This is a genomic window from Hymenobacter koreensis (assembly GCF_039541855.1).
GTDB classification, from domain to species: Bacteria; Bacteroidota; Bacteroidia; order Cytophagales; family Hymenobacteraceae; genus Solirubrum; species Solirubrum koreensis.
The window spans coordinates 320,394-343,592 of the sequence record NZ_BAABHA010000010.1 but is presented as its reverse complement, the minus strand read 5'-3'; the positions used below and the strand labels follow the sequence as shown (position 1 = coordinate 343,592).

The 23,199-nt window shown below is 59.3% G+C and carries 22 protein-coding genes; 17 read left to right on the top strand and 5 right to left on the bottom strand.

The annotated features are described in order from the left end of the window. The first annotated feature begins 20 nt into the window (after positions 1-20). On the top strand, positions 21-857 hold the full coding sequence (locus tag ABD903_RS15420; protein ID WP_345225737.1) for a maleylpyruvate isomerase N-terminal domain-containing protein: 837 nt from the start codon (positions 21-23) through the stop codon (positions 855-857). A gap of 9 nt (positions 858-866) precedes the next feature. On the opposite strand, the gene ABD903_RS15415 is transcribed toward ABD903_RS15420, so the two are convergent. Then, on the bottom strand, positions 867-1,493 hold the full coding sequence (locus tag ABD903_RS15415; protein WP_345225735.1) for a hypothetical protein: 627 nt from the start codon (positions 1,491-1,493) through the stop codon (positions 867-869). Positions 1,494-1,711: 218 nt separating this feature from the next. On the opposite strand from ABD903_RS15415, the gene mnmA reads away from it, so the two are divergent. The 6 genes from mnmA to ABD903_RS15385 all read left to right on the top strand — a co-directional run bounded on the left by mnmA (position 1,712) and on the right by ABD903_RS15385 (position 9,362). Next, complete coding sequence (gene mnmA / locus ABD903_RS15410; RefSeq protein ID WP_345225733.1) at positions 1,712-2,887, top strand: tRNA 2-thiouridine(34) synthase MnmA; 1,176 nt, start codon at positions 1,712-1,714, stop codon at positions 2,885-2,887. Between the two features lie 9 nt (positions 2,888-2,896). Continuing rightward, complete coding sequence (locus tag ABD903_RS15405; protein WP_345225731.1) at positions 2,897-3,619, top strand: hypothetical protein; 723 nt, start codon at positions 2,897-2,899, stop codon at positions 3,617-3,619. Positions 3,620-3,826: 207 nt separating this feature from the next. Then, the gene (locus ABD903_RS15400) at positions 3,827-5,512 is read left to right on the top strand and encodes a S8 family serine peptidase (RefSeq protein WP_345225729.1); all 1,686 of its coding nucleotides are present in this window, start codon (positions 3,827-3,829) and stop codon (positions 5,510-5,512) included. Between the two features lie 113 nt (positions 5,513-5,625). Further along, positions 5,626-5,946 carry a hypothetical protein gene (locus tag ABD903_RS15395; protein WP_345225728.1) on the top strand — a complete coding sequence of 107 codons (321 nt, stop codon included), beginning with the start codon at positions 5,626-5,628 and terminating at the stop codon, positions 5,944-5,946. A gap of 189 nt (positions 5,947-6,135) precedes the next feature. Beyond that, entirely contained in the window at positions 6,136-6,828 is a 693-nt protein-coding gene (gene rpe, locus ABD903_RS15390; RefSeq protein WP_345225726.1) for a ribulose-phosphate 3-epimerase, read from the top strand. Further along, positions 6,828-9,362, top strand: a complete 2,535-nt coding sequence (locus tag ABD903_RS15385) for a TonB-dependent receptor (RefSeq protein ID WP_345225723.1) — start codon at positions 6,828-6,830, stop codon at positions 9,360-9,362. The genes rpe and ABD903_RS15385 overlap by 1 nt, the downstream gene beginning before the upstream one ends. A 71-nt stretch (positions 9,363-9,433) precedes the next feature. Here the strand turns inward: ABD903_RS15385 and ABD903_RS15380 are convergent, their stop codons facing one another. Further along, on the bottom strand, positions 9,434-10,294 hold the full coding sequence (locus ABD903_RS15380; RefSeq protein WP_345225722.1) for a DUF2911 domain-containing protein: 861 nt from the start codon (positions 10,292-10,294) through the stop codon (positions 9,434-9,436). 454 nt (positions 10,295-10,748) lie between these two features. Here ABD903_RS15380 and hisG point away from each other — a divergent pair, with 454 nt between their 5' ends. The 8 genes from hisG (at position 10,749) to hisIE (ending at position 18,254) form a co-directional block, all read left to right on the top strand. Beyond that, positions 10,749-11,600 (top strand): ATP phosphoribosyltransferase, encoded by an 852-nt coding sequence (hisG, locus tag ABD903_RS15375; protein ID WP_345225720.1) that lies wholly within the window; start codon positions 10,749-10,751, stop codon positions 11,598-11,600. Positions 11,601-11,613: 13 nt separating this feature from the next. Further along, positions 11,614-12,903, top strand: a complete 1,290-nt coding sequence (hisD, locus tag ABD903_RS15370) for a histidinol dehydrogenase (protein ID WP_345225718.1) — start codon at positions 11,614-11,616, stop codon at positions 12,901-12,903. Positions 12,904-12,990: 87 nt separating this feature from the next. Beyond that, complete coding sequence (gene hisC / locus ABD903_RS15365; protein ID WP_345225717.1) at positions 12,991-14,040, top strand: histidinol-phosphate transaminase; 1,050 nt, start codon at positions 12,991-12,993, stop codon at positions 14,038-14,040. A 9-nt stretch (positions 14,041-14,049) separates the two neighbouring features. Continuing rightward, positions 14,050-15,159: a bifunctional histidinol-phosphatase/imidazoleglycerol-phosphate dehydratase HisB gene (gene hisB, locus ABD903_RS15360; protein WP_345225716.1), complete on the top strand. Its 1,110-nt coding sequence runs from the start codon at positions 14,050-14,052 to the stop codon at positions 15,157-15,159. 110 nt (positions 15,160-15,269) lie between these two features. Next, positions 15,270-15,860, top strand: coding sequence for an imidazole glycerol phosphate synthase subunit HisH (gene hisH, locus ABD903_RS15355; RefSeq protein WP_345225714.1), 591 nt, complete (start codon positions 15,270-15,272; stop codon positions 15,858-15,860). Positions 15,861-15,926: 66 nt separating this feature from the next. Beyond that, positions 15,927-16,646, top strand: coding sequence for a 1-(5-phosphoribosyl)-5-[(5-phosphoribosylamino)methylideneamino]imidazole-4-carboxamide isomerase (gene hisA, locus ABD903_RS15350; protein ID WP_345225712.1), 720 nt, complete (start codon positions 15,927-15,929; stop codon positions 16,644-16,646). A gap of 63 nt (positions 16,647-16,709) precedes the next feature. Next, positions 16,710-17,468, top strand: coding sequence for an imidazole glycerol phosphate synthase subunit HisF (gene hisF, locus ABD903_RS15345; RefSeq protein ID WP_345225710.1), 759 nt, complete (start codon positions 16,710-16,712; stop codon positions 17,466-17,468). 144 nt (positions 17,469-17,612) lie between these two features. After that, positions 17,613-18,254, top strand: a complete 642-nt coding sequence (gene hisIE / locus ABD903_RS15340; protein WP_345225708.1) for a bifunctional phosphoribosyl-AMP cyclohydrolase/phosphoribosyl-ATP diphosphatase HisIE — start codon at positions 17,613-17,615, stop codon at positions 18,252-18,254. Here hisIE and ABD903_RS15335 read toward each other — a convergent pair. Next, positions 18,251-18,874, bottom strand: coding sequence for a DUF3575 domain-containing protein (locus ABD903_RS15335; RefSeq protein ID WP_345225707.1), 624 nt, complete (start codon positions 18,872-18,874; stop codon positions 18,251-18,253). The two genes, hisIE and ABD903_RS15335, sit on opposite strands and share 4 nt — an antisense overlap. Before the next feature lie 174 nt (positions 18,875-19,048). Here ABD903_RS15335 and ABD903_RS15330 point away from each other — a divergent pair, with 174 nt between their 5' ends. Together ABD903_RS15330 and ABD903_RS15325 are read left to right on the top strand one after the other, a co-directional pair. After that, positions 19,049-19,804 carry a glycosyltransferase gene (locus ABD903_RS15330; protein ID WP_345225705.1) on the top strand — a complete coding sequence of 252 codons (756 nt, stop codon included), beginning with the start codon at positions 19,049-19,051 and terminating at the stop codon, positions 19,802-19,804. 8 nt (positions 19,805-19,812) lie between these two features. Then, positions 19,813-20,511 carry a lipid-A-disaccharide synthase N-terminal domain-containing protein gene (locus tag ABD903_RS15325; RefSeq protein ID WP_345225703.1) on the top strand — a complete coding sequence of 233 codons (699 nt, stop codon included), beginning with the start codon at positions 19,813-19,815 and terminating at the stop codon, positions 20,509-20,511. Positions 20,512-20,526: 15 nt separating this feature from the next. On the opposite strand, the gene ABD903_RS15320 is transcribed toward ABD903_RS15325, so the two are convergent. Both ABD903_RS15320 and ABD903_RS15315 read right to left on the bottom strand, forming a co-directional pair. Further along, positions 20,527-21,513: a GDP-mannose 4,6-dehydratase gene (locus tag ABD903_RS15320; RefSeq protein WP_345225701.1), complete on the bottom strand. Its 987-nt coding sequence runs from the start codon at positions 21,511-21,513 to the stop codon at positions 20,527-20,529. Positions 21,514-21,758: 245 nt separating this feature from the next. After that, on the bottom strand, positions 21,759-22,733 hold the full coding sequence (locus ABD903_RS15315; RefSeq protein ID WP_345225699.1) for a hypothetical protein: 975 nt from the start codon (positions 22,731-22,733) through the stop codon (positions 21,759-21,761). Between the last annotated feature and the right edge of the window lie 466 nt (positions 22,734-23,199).

The window sequence follows — 23,199 nt, the reverse complement described above, 5'->3', positions numbered from 1 at the left end:
GCTCACCTACTTCATTTGCCATGTCGCGCCCGGTTCCCATTGAAACGCTGCACTTGTTCCCGGAAATCGATGCCCTGCTGATCGACTTCCTGGGTAACCTGTCGCCAGCCGAATGGGAGCAGCAAACCTTAGCTCCGCGCTGGAAGGTGATGGATGTAGCGCTGCACTTGCTGGATGGGAATCTGCGGACCCTGTCTATGTTGCGCGACGGGCACTTCGGCATCGCGCCCCAAACCGATTTGGGCACGCACACCGGGCTGGTCAGCTTTCTGAATCAGCTCAACGCCGACTGGATTACGGCCACCCGCCGCCTGAGTCCGGAGGTGGTGGTATGGCTGCTGGAAGCAACCGGAAAAGAATACAGCCGATTTTTAAGTACGCTGGACCCCTGGGCACCGGCGGCGTTTGCGGTAGCCTGGGCCGGGGAAAACGAGTCCCGGAACTGGTTTCACGTAGCGCGGGAGTTTACCGAGAAGTGGCACCATCAGCAGCAAATCCGCCAGGCGGTGGGGCGTGGCGAAGAGGAACTGCTGCAACCCCGGTTCTACGGGCCTTATTTACAAACGTCCATGCACGCGCTGCCGCACCATTACCGCGCGGTGGAAGCTCCTGCCGGAACCGTGTTACGGGTTACGGTTACGGGGCCTGGCGCGCAGGAATGGCACCTGCACCGTTCAACCGATAAATGGATGTTGGGCGAGTTCGTGGTTGATCCGGTAACCAGCATTGAGGTGGATGGGGCCGTAATGTGGCAGCTGCTAAGCAAGGAGCTAACCAGTGCCGAGCAGTACGTGCGCATTACCGGCGACCAACGGCTGGGCGAGCCTATACGCAAGCTTACCGCCGTTATGGCGTAGCCGGGGCGTTTACTCCTCGGCTTCCAACTCTTCAAACACCGCTTCCAGCTCGGTGAAGTCGCGCACGCCGGTCCTGATTTCGTCGCCGCCTTCCAGCACTAAGCCCGTAGGGGCAACCGTACTTAGCAGGCGGCGCAGGGGGCCCGATGCGAAAGCCGGCGACAACCAAATGGGGTAGGCGCGCGCCTGTTCCGTGAGGTGGGCCATCTGAAAATCGGTAAGCGGCTGGGGCGGCGGCATCGACAACACGAAGCCGGCCACGTGCGGGGCCAAGGTGCGGAAGCGGTTGTCCACGTCTTCGGGCAGCATGTCGGGTACCCATTTCACGAGGGTTAGCACGGGCAGGGCCAACTCGGCCATTTCTTCGGGCCGGCGCACCCGGTGCAGCATGACCGAGTGCAGGCCGCAGGCGCTGGCAAGGGCGTTGATTTGCTCGGCGGGCAGGGTGTCAAATTCTCCGATCAGGTGAACACCTGCTACCCAGCTGCTGAGCTCCTGCACCAATTCAGGCGTTACGGCGCCGGGCAGGCTCGGGTCGAGGCGAAAGGTAAGATACTCGGCACCCATGCCGGCGCAGTAGCGCGCATCGGAAAGGTTGTTAATGCCGCGAACGATAACGGGAATCAAAAGGGCCACAGAGCAGAAGGTCGGGGAATGGGCGAAACCGGACGTTAGAAAGACGGACAGTCAAAACAAATAAATGTTTGACCCGCCCAAAGGTTGCGGCCAGCGCCGGCCGCCCCATCTGTAGGCCTTCAAACATCGATTCGGCAAAAGTAGCGAAACCTGCGCCGGCTCGCATGTGTTACCTTTGCCAATTCGGCCGCGAACCTTGACTTCGCGGGCGTTGCCATATGAACCCAGATACCACTTCTACACCGTCCAAAGGGCGCGTACTCGTCGCCATGAGCGGCGGCATCGATTCATCCGTGGCAGCGGTAATGCTGCACGAGGCCGGCTACGAAGTAGTGGGCATGACCATGAAAACCTGGGACTACGCCACGGCCGGCGGCTCGAAAAAAGAAACCGGCTGCTGCTCGCTCGATTCCATTAACGACGCGCGCTACGTGGCCGTGGAGCTGGGTTTTCCGCACTACATCATCGATATCCGCAACGAGTTCGGCGGCCACGTCATCGATGACTTCACGAACGAGTACCTGGCTGGCCGCACGCCCAACCCGTGCGTGCTCTGCAACACCCATATCAAGTGGGATGCCCTGCTGCGCCGCGCCGATCAGTTGGGGTGCGACTTTATTGCCACCGGCCACTACGCGCAGATCCGGCAGGAAAACGGGCGTTACGTCATCAGCAAAGGCCTCGACGAAAGCAAGGACCAGTCGTATGCGCTCTGGGGTGTGTCGCAGGAAAGCCTGGCGCGCACCATTTTCCCGTTGGGCCAGCTGCGCAAATCGGAAATCCGGGAGTATGCCCGCCAGCGCGGCTTCACCGAGCTCATTAACAAGCCCGAGAGCTACGAAATCTGCTTTATTCCCGATAACGACTACCGCGGCTTTCTCAAGCGCCGGGTGGAAGGCCTGGAAGCGCGGGTGGCCGGCGGCCGTTTTGTGCTAACCAATGGCACGGCCGTGGGCACGCACGAAGGCTATCCGTTTTACACCGTGGGCCAGCGCAAAGGCCTGGGCGTAACGCTGGGCTACCCGGCTTACGTGGTGGAAATTCGGCCCGAAACCAACGAAGTCGTGCTGGGCAATTACGACGAGCTAGCCCGCTCGGCCACGGTGGTGGGCCGGGTGAATCACGGCAAATTCGCCACGCTGGAAGGCCGGGGCCTGGTGCCGGCGGTTACCAAAGTGCGCTACAACCACGGTGGCGCACCCTCGTTCCTCGAGGAAAAGGACGGAAAAGTGTACGTTTATTTTCCCGAGCCCGTACACGCCATTGCACCGGGCCAGGCCGCCGTGTTCTACGACGGTCAGGACGTGCTGGGTGGCGGCTGGATAGAGCGGAGTCCGGCACAGCTGGCCCCGCCGGTTCCGCTGCCGGGTTTTGCGGTTTCTACACCTGTTTAGTGCCTTGTTATGACTTTACTTTTCCCTCGGATGCGTGTTGCGGCCGGTTTTCTCCTGGGCGTTTGCTTCGCCTTGGCAGGCTGTGAAAACGAAGTCCTGAAGCCCGAGCCGGCCGATACCGACTACTATCCGTTGCAGGTAGGCAGCTACCGCGTGTACCGGGTTGAAGTAAAGAACTACTCGAACAACGTGGTGACTACCTCCACGCTGCAGCGGCGCGAGCGGGTAGTAGATACGTACACCAATGTTAGCGGTGCGCTTACGTACCGCCTCATTCGCTCGGTGCGGCCTAACGCCACCGCCGCCTGGCAGGACGACAGCGTGATGACCCTTACCGTGAAACCAACCACCGTGGAGCTGTCGAGCAACAACCGGCGGACCGTGGAGCTGGTGTTTCCGGCGAAAAACGACGTGCAGTGGAACCGCGACGTGTACAACGACCGCGACACCGTAATTGCCAAAACCCGCCAGTACCAGGCCGTGGGAGCCGCATACACCATCGGAGGGCAATCGTATAACCGCACCATAACCACCGTTGACCCCAGCCCCGATACCATTTTTTACCGCCGCAGCCAACGCCAGATATTCGCGCAGGGCGTGGGCCCGGTTTACCGCGAAAAGCGTGTGCTAAACTACTGCCAGGGTACTCCCGGTCAGAACTGCCAGATCGGCTCGGGCTACGTGGTAATCGGGGAGGAGCGGCGCGAAACCCTCATCGAATACAAGCCTTAAATACCTCGGAAACAAGAAGGCAAAACCCCGAAAAGCATCTTCGCTTTTCGGGGTTTTTCGTTGTGAAACACGATCAACGGCGGTGTTTGTACGCGGTAGGAAACAATCGATTCGCCGGGCGTGTCTGGGTATGCGGGGGTACCCCGGGTAGCCTGCAACCAAATACTTATCTTGTCGTCGTTCATCTGTTTTCCTGCCATCTTGCCCATGCGCCTTTTTTCTCTCGCTGTGCTGCTCACGGCCCTCGTAGGAACGGCTGCCGAAGCGGCTCCTACGCCGCCCGTGCAAACCACTGGTACCGTGCGTCGCCACCTCATTTACTTCCGCGATAAAGCCGGTACGCCGTTTACCATAGCGCAGCCGCAGGCTTTTCTTTCGGCGCGGGCCGTACAGCGACGGCAGCGGCAGAACATTCCGGTACAGCCCCGCGACTTGCCCGTGTCGCCCACGTACGTGGCACAGGTAAAGGCAACTTCGGGCGTGCAGCTCTGGTACACCTCGCGTTGGTTTAACGCGGCCGTGGTAGCCTGCGACTCCGTTGCCCTGGGGCGTTTGCAAGCTTTGCCTTTCGTTCGCTCGGCCCAAACCCTGAACCGTACCACGCGCAGCAGCACCCGTAGCTTACCCGCCGAGCCAACAAGCACGGAAGCAGCCGCGTCGGTAGCCGACCTGTTAACTACCCGCGACAAAAACTACGGCCAGGCGTTTTGGCAGGCCGATATGATTGGGGCGGTAGCCCTGCACAACGCCGGCTTCCGGGGCGAAGGCATGCACATTGCCGTGCTCGATGCCGGTTTTCCCGGCGTAAACCAGTCGGCGCCGTTTGCCTCGATGCGCAACGAGAACCGCCTGCTCAGTACCTTCGATTTTGTGGGCCGCGACCGGGGCGTGTACGAGCGCAACAGCCACGGCACAAACACGCTTTCCTGCATGGCCGGTAACCTGGCCACCACTTACATCGGCACCGCACCCAAGGCCAGTTACCACTTGCTGCTGACGGAAGACGTGTCGTCGGAACACCCAATTGAGGAGGCCAACTGGCTTATCGCCGCCGAGTATGCCGACTCCGCCGGCGTCGACATCATCAGCTCTTCACTGGGCTATACCACCTTTGATTTTCCGTCGCGCAGCCACACTTATGCCGACATGAACGGCCGCACTTCGGTGGCCAGCCGGGCCGCCACCATGGCCGCCCGTGCGGGTATTCTGGTGGTGAACTCGGCCGGCAACGACGGCGGCAGCGCTTGGCGCTACATTGGCGCACCGGCCGATGCCGATTCGGTGTTGACCGTGGGCGCGGTGGATTCGCTCGGCGTTATTGCCGGTTTCAGCTCCGTAGGGCCCACTGCTGATGGTCGCATCAAGCCTAACCTTGCGGCTCAGGGGTATTTGGCGGCCTTCGTTACCACGGGCGGCGGCGTGGCCCGTGGCAACGGAACGTCGTTCGCCTGCCCGGTGCTGGCTGGCACGGCCGCGGCCTTCTGGCAAGCCAATCCCACGCTTACGGCGCAGCAAGTCATGCACTGGCTGCAGCGCAGTGCGTCGTTGGCCGATAACCCTAATAATTTCTTGGGTTACGGCATTCCCAATGCCGAGCGGGCCAATACCCTCGCCAAAAACGGCGGCACCATTCCCGATGGCGAACTAAGCATTTTCCCGAACCCGGCCGGTCGCGACCTGTTCCTTAACCTGCCGGCCGAGCTGCGCAACCAAGCCTTGCGCGTGGTGATTTACGACGTTCGGGGGGCGTTGGTGGCCGAGAAAATAATGTCGCCGAGTGCCGCTGCCCAAGTGCCGCTGCAGCCCGAGCCTTTGCGTTCGGGCATGTACTTGTGCACGGTGGAGCCGCAAAGCGGCGGAAAATCCCGCACGCTGCGTTTCATGCAGCACTAGCTGTGGCGTTACCTTGTGCGCGGCGACGTGGACGCAATACCGTCCGCGTCGCCGCGTTGGCGTAGTGCCAAGCGGGCATTACAAATCTGAAACCCCTTATTCATTTTGAATCGATGTTGCAGTTAATGGTTTCCAAGCGCATTGGCCGGCGCCAGTTTCATTTTACCGTGCAGGGCAGCAGCTTTCACGAAGTCGTAGCCGAATACGACCGGCTTAGTTTTCCCGATGTACCTGCCTGCGGGCTGTGCGGCTCTGATAACCTCGATTTAACCTCGCGGGTAGCCCAGGATAAGTTTAAGTACACCTCAGTGAAGTGCCTGGACTGCCGCGGCGACGTTACCTTCGGCAAGATGCAGCGCGACGACCAAACGGTTTTCCTGCGCCGCCGGGAAAACGGCGAGTTAGACTGGCAGCCCTGGAAGAAGGGGGAATAGCCGAAGGGCAGCACCAGCCGCTCCAATTGGGAAGTTCCTTACTTCAACACGCAGGGCTTTTGGCGCTTCCCTCTGGCTATAAAGTAGAATCGGAATTCCTTACAACCGAATTACCTATTCCGCTAATGCGCTGGCTGTGCTGCTCATATTATGCCTTTGCTCCATCCTTTAATCCCCTAATTTCGCGGCATGAACATGACTCGCCGTATTGCTCCGTTGCTGGCCCCGTCGATGCTGGCGGCTGATTTCGCGAACCTTCAAGCCGAAGCCGAACGCCTGGCCGGCAGCGCCGCCGACTGGCTGCACTGCGACATCATGGACGGCCGCTTTGTGCCGAATATTTCCTTCGGCCTGCCGGTGCTCCAAGCACTTCGCCGCCACGCCCAGCAGCCGCTCGATGTGCACCTGATGATTGAGGAGCCTCAGCACTACCTCGAAGCGTTTCGCGACGCCGGTGCGGCTAACATTACGGTGCACTACGAGGCCTGCACGCACTTGCACCGGGTTATCGAACAGATCAAAAAGTTAGGTTGCCGCGCTGGGGTGGCATTAAACCCGCATACGCCGGCCTGGGTGCTGCAGGACGTAGCCGCCGATGTAGACCTGGTGTGCGTGATGTCGGTGAACCCCGGCTTTGGCGGCCAGGCATTTATTCCGAACACGCTTAAAAAAGTAGCCGAGCTAAAGGAACTGCTGGTGGATGCCGGCTCCGACGCCCTGATCGAGATTGACGGCGGCGTAAACCAGGACAACGCACTGCCTTTGATTGAAGCCGGCGCCGATGTGCTGGTGGCCGGTAGTTTCGTGTTCAGCTCGCCCGACCCCGTGGCTACCCTGGCCGAACTTCGCGCCCAGCTTTCTGCGGCCATAGCCGAGCACTAATGCACTTACCCGTACCGTTTTCCCGTTTCGCGTTTTCGCCGGCGCTGGCCCTGCGTACGTTGCTGCTGATGCCGGCCGCGGGCCTTGTGGTTCCCCATGCGGCCCAGGCGCAGGAAACAGCTTCACCCGCCCGCATCGAGTTGCGCGGCACGGTGCGCGATGCGGCCGGGCAGCCCCTGGAGCAAGTATCGGTGGCGCTGGAGGGTCAGCCCGGTGGAACAAACACCGATGCCGCCGGTCGGTTTCGGCTGGTTGTACCTCGGCTGGAAGCCGGGAAAGGAGCGGTGTTGGTTCTTCGTCGTTTGGGCTACGTTTCCCTGCGGCGCGTGCTCACGGCCGAACAGCTCACGGCCGGCTCCGAACTAAGCTTTTCCCTGCAGGCCGATGCGCGCAACCTGGGCGACGTAACCGTGCGGGGCCGGCGTCAGGAAGACACGCGCGAGCAAATCAGCATTACCCAGCTCGACCCGCGCACGGCCAAGGAACTGCCCTCGGCGTTCGGCGACTTCAACAAAGTGCTGACCACGCTGCCCGGCGTGGTGGCCAACAACGAACTGACCAGTACGTATTCGGTTCGCGGCGGCAACTACGACGAAAACCTCGTGTACGTCAACGGCATCGAGGTATACCGCCCGTTCCTGGTGACGGCCGCCCAGCAGGAAGGCCTGAGCTTCATAAACCCCGATTTGGTTGATCGGGTGCAGTTTGCTTCCGGCGGCTGGCAGCCGCGCTACGGCGATAAGCTGTCGTCGGTGCTCAACGTTGATTACAAGCAGCCCAAGCGGCGGGCAGCATCGGTTACGGCCAGTATGGTGGGCGGTGCCCTGCACCTGGAAGAAGTGTCGAAATCGGGACGGGTGAGTTACCTGGCGGGTTTGCGCTACAAAAACGCGCAGTACGTGTTGCGGTCCTTGCGTCAGAACCAAGGCGCGTACGACCCCACGTACGCCGACGGCCAGCTTTACATCAGCGCGGCTTTGGGCCCCGATACCGACCGGCAGCGCACCACGCTGGGCCTGCTCACGACCATGGCCAGCAACAATTTTCGTTTCGCGCCCCAAACCGGGCAGGCTACGTTCAGCTCGGGACTGAATCAGTTTCAGCGGCTGTTCATTTTTTACGACGGCCGTGAGCGGATGCAGTACAATACCTATCAGGGCGGCCTGAACCTGACGCACCATTTCTCGTCGCGACTCACGGGCGAGGTGCTTCTGGGCGGGCTCGTGTCGCGGGAGCAGGAGCTGCGCGACGTGGAGGCCGCTTACCGCTTTGCCGACGTAAACAGCAACCCCCGCTCGCCCGACTTCAACCAGGTAGTGCGCCAGCGCGACGTGGGTTCGCGCTTCGATCATTCGCGCAATTCCCTGCTGGCTCGCATCGGTAATCTGGAAGCCCGCGGCACCTACGACCCCAACGAGCGGCATACGCTGCGCTGGGGCGTTAAAGCCGGCGTGGAAAGCATCAACGACCGTTTAAACGAATACACTTTCATCGATTCGGCCGACTTCGTGCCGGTGCAGCGCTTTACGCGCCTGGTTACCGACCTCGACCTGACGTCGGAGCGTTACCAGGCCTACGCCCAGCACACCGTACGCTTCGATTCCCTGCGCACGCTCACCTACGGGGCACGTTTGCACTACTGGTCGGTGAACGGGCAGCTGGTGGCTAGCCCGCGGGTGCAGTACGCAGTTACTTCGCGGCGCAACCGCAACCTGTCGTACAAAGCCGCGGCCGGGATGTACCACCAGCCTCCGTTTTACCGCGAGCTGCGCGACCTGGAGGGCCAGCTGAACCGGGAGCTGCGCGCCCAACGCTCGGTGCACTTCATCACCGGCACCGAGTACCGCTTTGAGCAGTGGGGCCGGCCGTTCCAATTCACGGGCGAAGTGTATTTCAAGTACCTCACCGACGTCATTCCCTACGACGTAGACAACGTGCGGCTGCGCTACTTCGCCCGAAACATGGCCACGGCCTATGCCGCCGGCCTCGATACCCGCATCAGCGGCGAGTTTGTGCCGGGCGCCGAATCCTGGTTTAGCCTGGGCCTGCTCACCACCCGCGAAAACCTGGAGGGCGACTCCCTGACCGTGCGCGACGAGGCGGGCAACGCCATTGGCAAAAAGGAGCAAGGCTACGTTCGCCGGCCCACCGACCAGCGCCTGAACCTAGGCGTATACTTCCAGGACCACTTGCCCAACAATCCCTCCGTGCGCGGCTACGTGAACCTGGTGTTTGGCACCGGCCTGCCTTTTAGCCCGCCCGGTTTACCAGAGCTACGCGGTACCACCAGCCTCACCCGCAGCTACAAGCGCGTGGATTTGGGCGTTTCTAAAGTGCTGAGCGCCCGCAACGACCAGATGCGCAAGTTTTACCAGCCCGAAAGCCTGTGGCTGGGCCTGGAAGTGCTGAACGTGCTGGCCGCTAACAACGTGGCCGGCTACAGCTACGTGCAGGATTTAAACGCCCGTACGTATGCCGTGCCCAACTACCTCTCTCAGCGCGTGATTAACCTGCGCCTGATTGCACGCTTTTGATTTCAAATTTAGGTACAAAGAAAAAGAGGCTCCTGGCAACGCCAGGAGCCTCTTTTTCTTTAGACGTGTAACTAATACGCCTTGGCCTGCCACTGCGTGAGCACCGCCCGCATGCTGGGCAGCTGCGTTTTGAATGACTCGTCGTCTTTGTCGCCCAGTTTAATGGCGCGGCGGGCAAAGGCTACGGCCGTGGTGTAGTCTTCCTTCTGAGCCAGAAGTTTGGCTTTCAGCCAGTTGTTGGCGTAGGTGTTGTTAAGCTCGATGGCCTGGTTGATGTAGCGCAACGCCAGCTCGCCTTCCAGTTGGTTCTGAATGAGGTATTCGGCGGCCTGCGCCAGCAGTTGGGGGTTGTTGGGTTTCTCGGCTACGGCTTTGCGCATGGCCCGAAGTACCTGCGTGTTGACATCGGTGCGGATGCTTACGCTAATGGTGCGCTCTTCCCAGGACAGGTTAAGCCGCGCGGTGCCGGGGCGCACGTCGGAAAACCAGTAGTTCAGGGTTTCGCGCATGGGGGCGGTTTCAGGCAGCACCGGGAAACGGGCCACGTCGTTCTTTTCGTCGTACCCCTCGGCGCCCCAGTGCGTGGTTACCTTGTTGAGGACCAGTTGCCATTCCTCGTCGGCCAGGGGCAGCACAAACAGGGAGTATTTGCCGGCTGGCACGGGCTTGCCGCCCACGCGCACCGAGTCGGAGAAGGTAATGAGGGTGTTTTCGTTGGCGCCGGCCCGCCATATTTGGCCGTACGGCACCAGGTTACCCCACACTTTGCGGCCCTTTACGTTGGGCGCATGATAGTCCACCGTTACTTCGGTCAGGCCGATGGTTTGGGTAACCACGGCGTGCGGACTGGCTTGCGGCTGCGGGAATTCCTGGGCGGTGGCCACCGAGCAAAGCAATAAGCTGCCGGCCAGGAAAGAGAGGATACGTGGCATAGGTTTTCGGCGAGGGTAGTGAAAAAACGGCTCAGCCCTTGAGAAAGTGCCAAGATACGACAGGCGGGGGCGCACGAGGTTTAATCGTCACATCATCATGTGATGCAAATCGGGTTAAAAATTTGGTAAAGCCGAAACCGGGTGTACTTTTGCGGCACGATTATTCGCCGCATGCTATTCTTCGCTGCTCCTGTGCGCCCCTCGTTGTTGCCGGTTGCCCCGTTTCGGGCTGCCGCACACGCGCATGCCGGCCATCATCACCATTCCTCCCAGGAGGAATAGATACACTACATGCATCCGGCTAGTGCGCCGGATGCCCCGGTTTACCCCTTCGCCCGCAGCCGCTCGCCGCTGACTTTTGGGCGCCTCCGCTGTTTAGTGTTTGCCTGAGTAACGCTGGCCCTTCGGGAGCTGCGCCTCGTGGGCTATTTTTCTTTCGATTACCCCTCCCCACATGATCCGTTTGGCCATTCAGAAGTCCGGTCGCCTGAGCGAAGATTCCCTCTCGCTCATCCGTGAGTGCGGCATCGGCTTTTTGAGCAGCACCTTTAAACTCAAAACCGAAGCCACCAATTTTCCTCTCGAAATCCTGTTTCTGCGCGACGACGACATTCCCGGCTACGTGCAGGACGGAGTGGCCGACCTGGGCATTGTGGGCCAGAACGTGCTGGTGGAAGCCGGCCTGATGCCGCTGGAAGTCGAGCCGTTGGGATTCAGCAAGTGCCGCCTGTCGCTGGCCGTGCCCCGTGGCCAGGCCTACGACTCGGTAAATGATTTGCAGGGCAAGAACATTGCTACTTCGTACCCGCAGCTGCTGGGCAGCTACCTGGCCGAGCGCGGCGTGCAGGCACACCTGCACACCATCAGCGGATCGGTGGAAATTGCCCCCAGCATTGGGCTGGCCGATGCCATCTGCGACATCGTTTCCTCGGGCTCCACCTTGCTGGGCAACGGCCTGCGCGAAGTAGAAACCGTGTTTCGCTCCGAAGCCGTACTGATTGCCAACCAAAACCTGTCGGCTGAAAAGCAGGAGTTGCTGGACCAGCTACGCTTCCGCATGCAAGCCGTGCGCCGCGCCCGTCGTAACAAGTACATTGTGCTGAACGCTCCGGTGGCGGCCCTCGACGCCGTGAAAGCCCTGCTGCCCGGCATTAAGTCACCTACCGTCACGCCGCTGGCCGAAGAAGGCTGGGTGTCGGTGCAGTCGGTGGTGAACGAGGACGACTTCTGGCACGTAACCGACCGCCTGAAAGCCGTGGGCGCCGAAGGCATTCTGGTGCTCCCTATCGAAAAAATGATTGCCTAATCGGGTAGCTGCCATGCAAATCATTAATTACCCCAGCGCCGCCGAGTGGCCCGCGCTGCAGCAGCGCCCCGCCCAAGCCGAAGCCGCCCAGGTGGCCGAGCGGGTAAGACAGATATTCGACGATGTGCGCCAGCGCGGCGACGAAGCCCTGCGCCACTATGCCGCGGAACTCGACGGGGCTACGCTCACCCAGTTGCGGGTGACTCCCGAGGAGTTTGCTGCCGCTGCCGCGCAGGTTCCCGAAAACCTGCAGGCCGCCATTCGGCAAGCCCGCGCCAATATTGAGCGGTTTCACGCCGCCCAGCGCGAGGGCGAGCTGCGCCTGGAAACCATGCCGGGCGTGGAATGCTGGCGCCGTGCGGTGCCGGTGCAGCGCGTGGGCCTCTACATTCCCGGGGGCACGGCGCCCTTGTTCAGTACTCTGCTGATGCTGGGTGTACCGGCGCGGCTGGCCGGCTGCCCCGATATCGTGTTGTGTACGCCCCCGGCCCGCGACGGTTCAGTAAATCCGGTTATCCTGTTTACCGCCGAGTTGCTGGGAATTACCACGATTATTAAAGCAGGCGGCGCCCAGGCTGTAGCGGCCCTCACAGGGGGTACCGAGTCGGTGCCGCCCGTTGATAAAATCTTCGGCCCCGGCAACCGCTATGTAACCGCCGCCAAGCAGCTGGCCGCCCAGCGCGGCGTAGCCATCGACATGCCGGCCGGTCCGTCGGAGGTGTTGGTTATTGCCGATGATTCGGCCACGCCGGCCTTCGTTGCCGCCGACTTACTGTCGCAGGCCGAACACGGGCCCGATTCGCAAGTGGTGCTGCTTTCCACTTCTACCCAGCTGCTGGCAAATGTGGTACGGGAGGTGGAACGCCAGGTGGCCGAGCTGCCGCGGCGCGAAGTGGCCGCCCTGGCCTTGCGCGAAAGCCGCGCCGTGCTGCTGCGCACCCAAGAGGAAATGCTGCTCTTCTCGAACCAGTACGCCCCCGAGCACCTTATTCTGGCCGTGGACAACGCGGAGGAACTGGCCGAGGGCGTGACCAGCGCCGGCTCGGTTTTTCTGGGGCATTTGACGCCGGAAGCGGCTGGCGACTACGCTTCGGGTACCAACCATACGCTGCCCACCAACGGCTACGCCCGCAGCTACAGCGGCGTTTCGCTCGATTCATTCGTGAAGAAAATCACGTTCCAGCGCATCAGTGCCGAGGGGCTGCGCCAGCTGGGGCCGGTGGTGGAAACCCTGGCCGAAGCAGAAGGACTGCGGGCCCACGCCCGCGCCGTAACCGTGCGCCTGGAATCCATTGACAAGTAATATCTACTGGCCTTGTGTGGCGGTGGCTGCGGCAGGGTGCCGGCCGCACGCCTGCACAGGATGCCGTGGTGACAGAACATCGACGACATGAACCTCGATAACCTCATTCGGCCCAATGTACGGGCCATGCAACCGTATTCCTCGGCCCGCGACGAGTTCCAGGGCGATGCCCGCGTGATGCTCGATGCCAACGAAAACAGCCAGGGCTCGGTAGGCCCCGCGGCCTACAACCGCTACCCCGATCCGCTGCAGCGCCTGGTTAAGACCGAAGTTGCGGCGCTCAAGCACGTTCGTCCTGAGCAGATTTTCCTCGGCAACGGTTCCGACGAAGCCATCGACCTGCTCGTACGCCTGACCTGCGTGCCCGGCCAGGACAGCATTCTGGTGCTGCCGCCCACCTATGGCATGTACGAAGTAGCCGCTAACTTAAACGACGTGCGCGTGGAGCGCGTGCCGTTAACTTCCGACTTTCAGCTTTCTGAGGACGCTATTGCCAAGGTGTTGGCTTCGTCGGCCAAGCTGGTGTTTCTCTGCTCGCCCAATAACCCGACCGGTAACCTGTTGCACCAGACGGCGGTTGAGCGAATCCTGCAGGGCTTCTCTGGACTGGTGGTTGTGGACGAAGCCTACGTGGACTTTGCCGCCGCGCCCAGCTGGACGACCCGCTTGGCGGAGTTTGAGAATCTGGTAGTGCTGCAAACCCTCTCGAAAGCGTGGGGGCTGGCGGGGCTCCGGCTCGGTATGGCCTTTGCCTCACCGGCCGTCATTGGCTACCTCAACAAAATCAAGCCTCCTTATAACGTGTCGGAAGCCACGCAGCAGCATGTGCTGGCCGGCCTTGCCGACGTAGGCCGGTACGAGACCATGCGGCAACAACTCCTGGAGGGCCGCCGGGCGTTAGAAAGCACGCTACCCTCACTGCCCGTTGTGGAGCACGTGTTTCCTTCCGATGCCAATTTTCTGCTCGTGCGTTTCCGGCCCGATGCCACGGCTATGTACCAGCACCTGCTGGCCCGCGGCATTGTGGTACGTAACCGTACTACCCAGCCCGGCTGCGCCGGTTGCCTGCGCCTGACGGTAGGTACCAAAGCCGAAAATCAACAGTTGCTTGCGGCCCTGCAGCAATACCCTTACTAGCGCCTTCCCATGAAAAAAGTACTCTTCATCGACCGCGACGGGACCATCCTTATCGAGCCCCAGCCGAGTCAGCAAGTCGATAGCCTGGACAAGTTTGAATTTTTGCCGGGTGCCATATCCGGTTTGGCCCGCATTGCTCGCGAGCTGGACTACGAGCTGGTACTGGTCAGCAACCAGGACGGGCTCGGCACTGAATCTTTTCCGGAGGACACTTTCTGGCCCTGCCAGAACATGATGGTCAACATCCTTCGCGGGGAAGGGGTGGAGTTTACCGCCAGTTTCTTCGACCGCAGCTTTCCGCACGAGCAGCTGCCCACGCGTAAACCCGGCACCGCGCTGCTCACCGAGTACCTGGACCCGGCCAACGGCTACGACTTGCGCAACTCCTTCGTCATCGGCGACCGGCTTACCGACGTGGAGCTGGCCGTGAACCTGGGCAGTCAGGCCATCCTGATTCGCGAGGAGCCCGACGAGCGAGCCGCCCTCTCCACCACCAGTTGGGAAACCATCGTGGAGTTCCTGCGGGAGCAACAGTTGCCCGCCCGCACGGCCACGGTGCAGCGCGACACGAACGAAACAAAAATCCGCGTGGAGCTGAACCTGGATGGCAGCGGGCGGCATAGTATAAAAACCGGCCTCGGTTTTTTTGACCATATGCTCGACCAACTGGCCAAGCACAGCGGGGTGGATATGCTCATTGAAGTACAAGGCGACCTGCACATCGACGAGCACCACACCATTGAAGATACCGCCCTGGCTTTGGGCGAAGCCTTTGCTCAGGCGTTGGGTGACAAGCGCGGTCTGGCCCGTTACGGTTTCCTGCTGCCCATGGACGACTCGTTGGCGCAGGCGGCCATCGACTTTTCGGGGCGGCCGTGGTTGGTGTGGAGCGCGGACTTCAAGCGGGAAAGAATAGGAGATATGCCCACGGAAATGTTTTACCATTTCTTTAAAAGCTTTGCCGATGCTGCCCGTTGCAACCTGAACATTCAGGTAGCCGGCGACAACGAGCACCATAAGATTGAGGCCATTTTCAAAGCCGTAGCCAAAGCAACCAAGATGGCGCTGGTACGAGATGCCGCCAAAATGGAAATACCAAGCACCAAGGGCGTTCTGTAGGATTTATTCATTTGTTTACCCATTTGTGTATATGAGTTGGTGCTTGTTGAGTGCATGCAAGCCGGCTTAATTTTAATAACAACAAATGTGTAATCCCTAACTGTTTTCAAATGAATATAGCAGTTGTTGACTACAAAGGGGGGAACGTACAGTCGGTGCTGTTTGCCCTGGAGCGCCTGGGCGTGCAGGCAACCCTCACGGCCGATGCGGAGGAGATTCGCCGCGCCAACAAGATTCTTTTCCCCGGCGAAGGCGAGGCCGCTTCGGCCATGCGCGAGCTACGGGCGCAGGGTTTGGACAAGCTGCTGCCCACGCTCACGCAACCCTTCCTGGGCATTTGCCTGGGTATGCAGCTGCTGGGCCAGCACAGCGAGGAAAACGATACGGAGCTGCTGGGCATTCTGCCCTTCACCGTCAAGCGCTTTCCCGCCGACGCCGCCCACAAGGTGCCGCACATGGGCTGGAACACCCTGCAGGAGTTTCGCTCTCCCTTGTTCGAGGGGCTGCGCGAAGGGCAGGACCACGTGTATTTCGTGCACAGCTACTATGCGCCGGTTGGGGAGTACACCATTGCCCAGGCGCAGTACCCGGCCCCGTTCAGCGCGGCCGTGCAGCACCGTAACTTTTACGCCGTGCAGTTTCACACCGAGAAAAGCGGCCCGGTGGGCACCCGCATCCTCGAGAACTTCCTGAACCTCTAACGCGGAGCCCGGTAACCCGCCCGGCGGTATGCAACCGGGCGGGGCCGTGTTTCTTTTACAGAACCCATGGAAATCATTCCTGCAATCGACCTTATCGGTGGCCAGTGCGTGCGCCTGACCGAGGGCGACTTCAGCCAGCAAACCACTTACGATTCCGACCCCCTGGCCGTAGCCCAGCGTTTTGAGCAGCACGGCCTGCGCCGCCTGCACCTCGTCGACCTCGACGGGGCCCGGGCCCGGCAACCCGTGAACCTGCCCGTATTGGAGCGCATTGCCCGCCACACCAACCTGGTGGTGGACTTCGGGGGCGGCTTGCAGCACGAAACAGCCGTACGCCAGGCCTTCGACGCCGGTGCGGCGCAGATTACGGCCGGCAGCATTGCCGTGCGTGAACCCGAAACGGTACGGCACTGGCTGCAAACCTTCGGGGCCGAGCGCATCCTGATCGGGGCCGACTTCCGCGGTCAGCACATTTCCATAAATGCCTGGGCCGAGCAGTCGGAACGCACCCTGGAGGAGTTTGTAGCTGCTTACCTGAGCCAGGGAGCCGCCACCTTTGTGTGTACCGACGTCAGCAAGGACGGTAAACTCCAGGGCCCGTCGCTGGAAACTTACCGCCAGCTGCGCGCGGCGTTGCCCGCTGCCCAGTTGGTAGCCAGTGGCGGGGTAACCACCATGGCCGATGTGGAAGCAATGGCGGAGGTCGGTATGTACGGCGCCATCATCGGCAAAGCCATTTACGAAGGCACGATTCAGCTTAAAGATCTGCGCCGATTGGTGGCTTAGCCCTGTTCATCGACTCTCGCCAATTTCTAGCCGAAGCCACGCCTGCTTAGCAGCCCTCTCCATATGTTAACCAAACGTATTATTCCCTGCCTCGACGTGAAAGACGGACGCACCGTGAAGGGCATCCGCTTCGAGGGACTACGCGACGCCGGTGACCCCGTGGCGCTGGCCGCCCAATATGCCCGCCAGGGCGCCGACGAACTGGTGTTCCTCGACATTACGGCCACCAACCAGAAACGACAAACCCTGGTGGCCCTGGTGCGCGACGTGGCCCGGGAGCTGGACATTCCTTTTACCGTGGGCGGAGGCATTGGAGCCGTGGCGGATGTGGAGGCCCTGTTGCTGAACGGTGCCGATAAGGTTAGTATCAATTCGGCGGCCTTGCAACGGCCCGAGCTCATCGACGAGCTGGCCCGCCGGTTTGGCTCGCAGTGTATTGTGGTGGCCGTGGATGCGCGCTTTACCCCCGATGCCGGCTGGCAGGTGTATACCCGTGCCGGAACCCAGGCCACCGGTCGCGAGGCCGTGGCTTGGTCCCGGGAAGTGGCTGAGCGCGGCGCGGGGGAAATCCTGCTAACCTCCATGAGCCACGACGGCACCAAGGATGGTTTTGCCCTCGACGTGACCGGCGCCGTATGTGCCGCCGTGTCCGTGCCCGTGGTGGCCTCGGGCGGGGCTGGCCGTATGGAGCACTTTACCGATGTGTTTCAGCGCGCCGGAGCCGACGCCGGGCTGGCGGCCAGCATCTTTCACTTCGGCGAAATCGGCATTACCGACCTCAAGCAGCACCTGCGCCAGGCAGGGGTTCCCGTTCGGCTCTGAGCCAGCTTTTAAGATGAGTGGTAAGTTAACGGACGGGTGTTTGGTCCGTTTCAAAACGCTGCCACGTATTGAGCACCCACGCTTCGCAACGAAAATCCGGCCTGTAACTGACAGCGGACAACCAGCAACTGACTACTTCAGAACATGACTTTCGACTTTGAGAAAATGGGCGGCCTGATTCCCGCCGTGGTGCAGGACGCCGATACGGGCCAGGTGCTGATGCTGGGGTACGTGAACGAGGAGGCGCTTCGCAAAACCGAGCAGGAGGGACGCGTGACCTTTTTTTCGCGCTCTAAAAACCGCCTCTGGACCAAAGGCGAAACCAGTGGCCACTTCCTCACGGTGGTGAGCCTGCACCCCGACTGCGACAACGATGCGCTGCTCATCCGGGCCCGCCCCAATGGACCCACCTGCCACCGCGGTACCGTAAGCTGTTTCGAGCACGAGCAACAGGCCGCGTTGCCCACAGCCCCCGTGGGCTTTCTGGCGGAGCTGGAGCGGCTGGTGCAGCGGCGGCAGCAATTTCCGGATGAAGAGCCCAACTCCTATACCGTAAAGCTCTTTGCCAAGGGCATGCCCAAAATTGCTCAGAAGGTAGGCGAGGAGGCCGTGGAAACGGTTATCGACGCGGTGGGTGGCAACGTGGACGGACTGAAGGGCGAAGCAGCCGATTTGCTTTACCACCTGCTGGTGCTCCTGACGGCCGCCGGCCTCACGCTCGACGATGTGGTGGAGGTACTGCGTCAGCGGCATTTCAGCATTGCCGCCGGTTTCCGCCGCGACTAGAACCGATAGCCCAATTGCACACCGGTAGCTGGCCGTAACCGCCCGCCAATGCCGTTACCATTGTTATTCGGAACGTAATCGAGGCCCAGGTAGGTGTCTAAGCTGAGGCGTTGACCCAAGGCCCACTGGCGTCCGATCCGCAGTTGTGGCTGCACCAGAAAGCGGGCGTACTGGGTAGAACCCGTGCCGCCCTCGGTGAACCTGATGCGGTAATAGGAGTAGGTGGATTGCAACCCCAGGCCCAGGTACCACCCCGTTAGGGGAGCCTTACTGGCCTGTAAATAATACCTGGCTTGCCCAAACACTGCCGCGCTTAGGTGGCTTCTGGTATAGCGGTTGCGGGAAATGTCGCCCGATCCATCCACGTAGTCCCAGCCGCTTTTGGAGGAGCCCATCAGGAAACTTCCGCCCACTTCAATGGAGAGCTGCGGGGCTACCTGCCATTCGTAAGCGGCTGAGGGCAGCAAGCCGTCGTAATAGGTGGAGCGCAGCCCAAGCTTCAGCTGATGTGTACGGGCGGGGCTATCCGTTGCGGTGGTACTGGGTACCTGGGCAAATGCGGCTGAGGAGGCGGTAAATACGATCAGGCAACAAAATAGAGGAGCACAGTGTCGTTTCATGGAAAGTAGGGGTAACGTTTGGAGCCATGAGCCGCGTGCACCGGCTACGGTTGCACGCGGTTTCTTTCGGTCGTTTGGCCCTCCTGGTTCCATATGTTGCCCGCCGGCCTTGCGGAGTTGCTCCATGCGGGCCTGAATTTCATTTGTACTTTGCGCCCGCCGTTTCCTTAGCCTATGTCATCAGTTGATCCGGACTTTCTGGCCACTCAATCCTTCACGGTGCTGGTACCCGTGTACAACGAAGAAGAAAGCCTTCGTCAGTTTGTGGTGGAAATGAACCACTACCTGGCCGTGGCCCCCGTGGCCACCACGGTTTTGTTCGTCAACGATGGCTCCACCGATAACTCGCTGCCCATTATGCGCGATATCTGCCGGCAGGATGCGCGTTACGAGTTCGTGTCGTTGGCGCACAACCGGGGGCTGTCAACGGCCCTGAAAGCCGGCATCGACCACGCCCGCGGCAGCCTTATTGGGTACATCGACTCCGATATCCAGACCACGCCCATGGACTTTCTGGCTTTGCTGCCGTTTTTCCCCGAGTACGACATGGTCACGGGCATCCGGGCCCAGCGCCAGGACTCGCCGGTTAAGAAACTATCGTCGAAGGTGGCCAATAATTTTCGGCGCCTGCTGATCAACGACGGCATTGAAGACACCGGTTGCCCGCTGAAAATCCTCAAAGCCGATTATGCCCGCCGCATCCCGCTATTCCACGGCATGCACCGCTTTCTGGGGGCGTTGGTGCAATTGCAAGGCGGAAAAGTAAAGCAATTGCCTGTGCGGCATTTTCCGCGCTTTGCCGGTACCGCCAAGTACAACCTCTGGAACCGGCTCTGGAAACCGTTGGTCGATACCTTTGGGTACCGGTGGATCCGCTCGCGCTGGAAAAACTACGAAATCGGGGAGCAGCACTCCCACGCGGCATCGTAAACAAGGCCATGGAAAGCGAAACCCTTGCGCTGGTTACGGGCCTTGCTTCGCAGCTGCTGTTTTCCAGCCGCATTGTGCTCCAGTGGGTGCAAAGCGAACAGGCCAAACGCGTTCTGGTACCCACCTTATTCTGGCAAATCAGCCTGGTTTCGTCTTTGCTGATGATCCTTTACGGTATGCTGCGGCACGACCCAATTATTCTGGGGGCCCAGCTCATCAGCTACATTATTTACATCCGGAACCTGCAGCTGCTGGGCGAATGGCTCAAGCTTAGCGGTTGGTTCCGGGCCGCCGCTTATGTTTTTCCCCTGGCGGTGCTTGGCTGGTTTGTGGTAGGCAATCAGCATTTCAGCCTTGCAGCCATGCTACGCAACCGCATACCGGGTGGGGTATTGGTGCTGGGGGCCTTGGGGCAGTTTATTTTTCTGCTGCGTTTCGTGTACCAATGGGCTTATTCGGAACGCAAAGGGGAATCCGTCTTGCCTCTTGGATTTTGGGTAGTGAGTCTGGTGGGGTCCCTGCTGATCCTGGTTTACGCGCTGGCGCGTCGTCCCGTTGATGTGGTGCTTATTCTGGGTAATGTTTTTGGTGCGGTGGTGTACGGCCGTAACATCATGCTGCTGCGTCGGGAAGAACGGCACACGGGGCCGCCTGCCCGTGCAGCAGAACAAGTCACCGAAGAGCTACCGCCGCTTCACTCACGCTAGTTCGATAGGGGCGTTCTACTTTAGGGCCGGGGTTTGCTCCGAAACCTTCAGCCATTTCACGAAAGCTTGCAAGCCTTCGGAAAGGGGAGTACGGGGCGCATAGCCCAGCAGGCGTTGGGCTTTGCTGATATCGGCAAACGTTATGTCCACGTCGCCGGCTTGCATAGGCTCAAAGCGAAGCCGTGCGGGTACGCCCACGGCCTCCGCCACGGCTTCTATGAGTTGCAGCAACGGCACCGGCTTGTTATTGCCCAAGTTCACGGTTTCGTATACCTGTTCGTTAACCAGCAAATACTTCACTCCGCGTACAATGCCGTCGATGATATCGGCTACGTAGGTATAGTCGCGGGCCGTTGTGCCATCCCCGAATACGGGAATGGTTTGTCCGGCTTGCAGTAGCCTCACAAACTTGTGAATGGCTAAATCGGGGCGTTGCCGCGGACCGTATACCGTAAAAAAGCGGGCATTGAGCACGTTCAAACGGTACAGGTGGTGGTAGGTAAACGTCAGTTCCTCGCCGGCCAGCTTGGTGGTGGCGTAGGGGGAAATGCAAGCTAGTTGCAGAGGCTCGGTTTCTTGAAACGGCAACCGCCGCGTGTTTCCGTATACAGACGAGGATGAGGCGAACAGCAACCGTGAAACCGGGCGTTGGCGCATCCACTCCAGCAGGTGCCCGGTTCCCAGAACGTTGTTATCGAGGTAGGCGAGGGGCTCGTGTACGGAAGGGCCCACGCCTGCCTTGGCCGCCAGGTGTACCACCAGGTCGGGTGTTTCGTGGGGCCATGCGGCATCGAGGGCCCTTACTCCACTGCGTAAATCCAGTTCCTGAAAGTTGAACTGTGGGTGTTTCCGGACGGCTGAGAGGTTCTGCTCCTTTAGCGCACGCGGGTAAAAAGGATCGAAATTATCCAGGCCAAGTACGCGGAAACCGTCGGCTAGTAGCCGTTCACACAGGTGTGAGCCGATAAAGCCCGCGCAGCCCGTTACTAAAACCGTATGCATGCGGTTGCCAGCAAAGGATGTACCCCTTAAGTACTCCGTCGATTCCGGTGTGGGTACTGTTCAGAGAGGAGCAAAGGTAGAACAAAAGGCATTTATGCCTGCTGCGTATCGACCACAGGTCCGTTTACAAGTACAGTAACTCGACTGAGAGGGTCGGGTTTGAAAACTCTGGTTAACATAATTATATTCCGTTCTATTACATATTTAGGCTAAGTAGGGTAGAAGCTTTTGCTTATGCCAACATATTATTCTGGAAGCTGCTTTCTAATCTTTTCGAGAAGGGCTGACACTATGTTAAGATCAGCCCGATCCTGAACTGCCAGCTGAGAATCAATGCCCGGGCCGCTGATATGGATGGTATAATGAGTTGCAGGTTCAGTTGCAGTGTTTAGCGACTGACTTTCGGCTCTTATGTAATCCATAGTGGCTGGAGCCGCTTGGTATATGGGTCGTGTTGTTGATATACCTGATTGTGGTAACTGGTCGGCAGGCTTGGTAATAGTATGTGCTCGGCTGCCTGTTTCCGCTGGCCGTTCGGCGGGTATATGAGTTTGTGCCGGTGGCGTTGTGTCAGTTGCCTGTGTGGGGGTTAAGCCGAATAAGGAGGAAACAGCATCTGGTAATACTGCTGAAGTAACCGCAGGCACTACAGGTAATACTACTGCAGTAGACGGGTTCTGAGTAGGGAACAGATTTACGGGCATTTCCGGACTAGCCACATCACGACGTGGTATAGCCTGAGCTAGTTTATCGATGTCTGCAATAATGTTGCGCTCGTCTATGACATCAACCATTCGGGCACCATCCAAAAATGCTTTGGCTACTGATTGCGCATTTATTTCTTCCACACCGAATTCACGCACCAGCATCACATCGAACATATGCACGGGTAGTTCGCGGTTGCGGAACTTCCGACAGATGTGGGTAAAGAGTGGAGGGTGAAGAAAAGCCTCCCGATGAAATATCTTTTCTTCTTGCTTGTCATACGCATGTTTAATGCGCCTGAAAAGATTGGTGGTAGTAAGCAGTTCCCGTTTGCTAGTTAGTAGCCCGAACTTAACAGCAGATCCAAGGATAGCCTTAAAGCTGCCGCTAACCTTGCGGTTAAGCTTACGAGCACATGCTTCTACAGAACACTTTCCACCCGTATCATCTACTACTTCAGCAGCTTCCCAAGCTCCTAGATACGAAGTGCGGGGATAATCGATTGTCTTTGGCATAGTTCAAAGGTACTAAGAACAGAAGTATATAAAGAAACAATAAAGCATAAAAAGTATAAAGTAGTAATACCGAAATAAACTTTTTGTACTATTTAATACTTAGTGCACCCACTTTCATACTTAGAGACTCACAATACACAAACCAATAAAATCTATCTAACAAAGGGGGAAAAGGAAAGGGGAGTCCTCAAAAAAGAAAGTAGCAGAGGGGACTACAGAGCCAGTTAAGCTATCCAAAACAAAAAGTAGGCTGCCGTGGATGGAATAACGCAAAGCATCGTCAGAAGCTTAAATAGCAGAACTAATGGCAACATGAAACAGCTACACAAAAAATTCACAACACCCGGCTGGCCCAAAACTGTCAACTCCTCAATAAGAGTCTAAACATTAGAACTTTTAGTATAGAACTCTTATCTGCAAAAAAAGAAAAAGCACGACTCACAACACATAAATAGTATTCAACAAA

Coding starts and splice junctions, on each gene's coding strand:
- ABD903_RS15405 (WP_345225731.1), top strand. CDS start 2,897: ATGACTTTACTTTTCCCTCGGATGCGTGTTGCGGCCGGTTTTCTCCTG.
- hisH (WP_345225714.1), top strand. CDS start 15,270: ATGAATATAGCAGTTGTTGACTACAAAGGGGGGAACGTACAGTCGGTG.
- hisD (WP_345225718.1), top strand. CDS start 11,614: ATGCAAATCATTAATTACCCCAGCGCCGCCGAGTGGCCCGCGCTGCAG.
- ABD903_RS15335 (WP_345225707.1), bottom strand. CDS start 18,874: ATGAAACGACACTGTGCTCCTCTATTTTGTTGCCTGATCGTATTTACC.
- rpe (WP_345225726.1), top strand. CDS start 6,136: ATGAACATGACTCGCCGTATTGCTCCGTTGCTGGCCCCGTCGATGCTG.
- ABD903_RS15395 (WP_345225728.1), top strand. CDS start 5,626: ATGTTGCAGTTAATGGTTTCCAAGCGCATTGGCCGGCGCCAGTTTCAT.
- ABD903_RS15320 (WP_345225701.1), bottom strand. CDS start 21,513: ATGCATACGGTTTTAGTAACGGGCTGCGCGGGCTTTATCGGCTCACAC.
- ABD903_RS15400 (WP_345225729.1), top strand. CDS start 3,827: ATGCGCCTTTTTTCTCTCGCTGTGCTGCTCACGGCCCTCGTAGGAACG.
- hisF (WP_345225710.1), top strand. CDS start 16,710: ATGTTAACCAAACGTATTATTCCCTGCCTCGACGTGAAAGACGGACGC.
- ABD903_RS15330 (WP_345225705.1), top strand. CDS start 19,049: ATGTCATCAGTTGATCCGGACTTTCTGGCCACTCAATCCTTCACGGTG.
- ABD903_RS15325 (WP_345225703.1), top strand. CDS start 19,813: ATGGAAAGCGAAACCCTTGCGCTGGTTACGGGCCTTGCTTCGCAGCTG.
- hisB (WP_345225716.1), top strand. CDS start 14,050: ATGAAAAAAGTACTCTTCATCGACCGCGACGGGACCATCCTTATCGAG.
- hisIE (WP_345225708.1), top strand. CDS start 17,613: ATGACTTTCGACTTTGAGAAAATGGGCGGCCTGATTCCCGCCGTGGTG.
- ABD903_RS15315 (WP_345225699.1), bottom strand. CDS start 22,733: ATGCCAAAGACAATCGATTATCCCCGCACTTCGTATCTAGGAGCTTGG.
- hisG (WP_345225720.1), top strand. CDS start 10,749: ATGATCCGTTTGGCCATTCAGAAGTCCGGTCGCCTGAGCGAAGATTCC.
- hisC (WP_345225717.1), top strand. CDS start 12,991: ATGAACCTCGATAACCTCATTCGGCCCAATGTACGGGCCATGCAACCG.
- ABD903_RS15420 (WP_345225737.1), top strand. CDS start 21: ATGTCGCGCCCGGTTCCCATTGAAACGCTGCACTTGTTCCCGGAAATC.
- hisA (WP_345225712.1), top strand. CDS start 15,927: ATGGAAATCATTCCTGCAATCGACCTTATCGGTGGCCAGTGCGTGCGC.
- ABD903_RS15380 (WP_345225722.1), bottom strand. CDS start 10,294: ATGCCACGTATCCTCTCTTTCCTGGCCGGCAGCTTATTGCTTTGCTCG.
- mnmA (WP_345225733.1), top strand. CDS start 1,712: ATGAACCCAGATACCACTTCTACACCGTCCAAAGGGCGCGTACTCGTC.
- ABD903_RS15385 (WP_345225723.1), top strand. CDS start 6,828: ATGCACTTACCCGTACCGTTTTCCCGTTTCGCGTTTTCGCCGGCGCTG.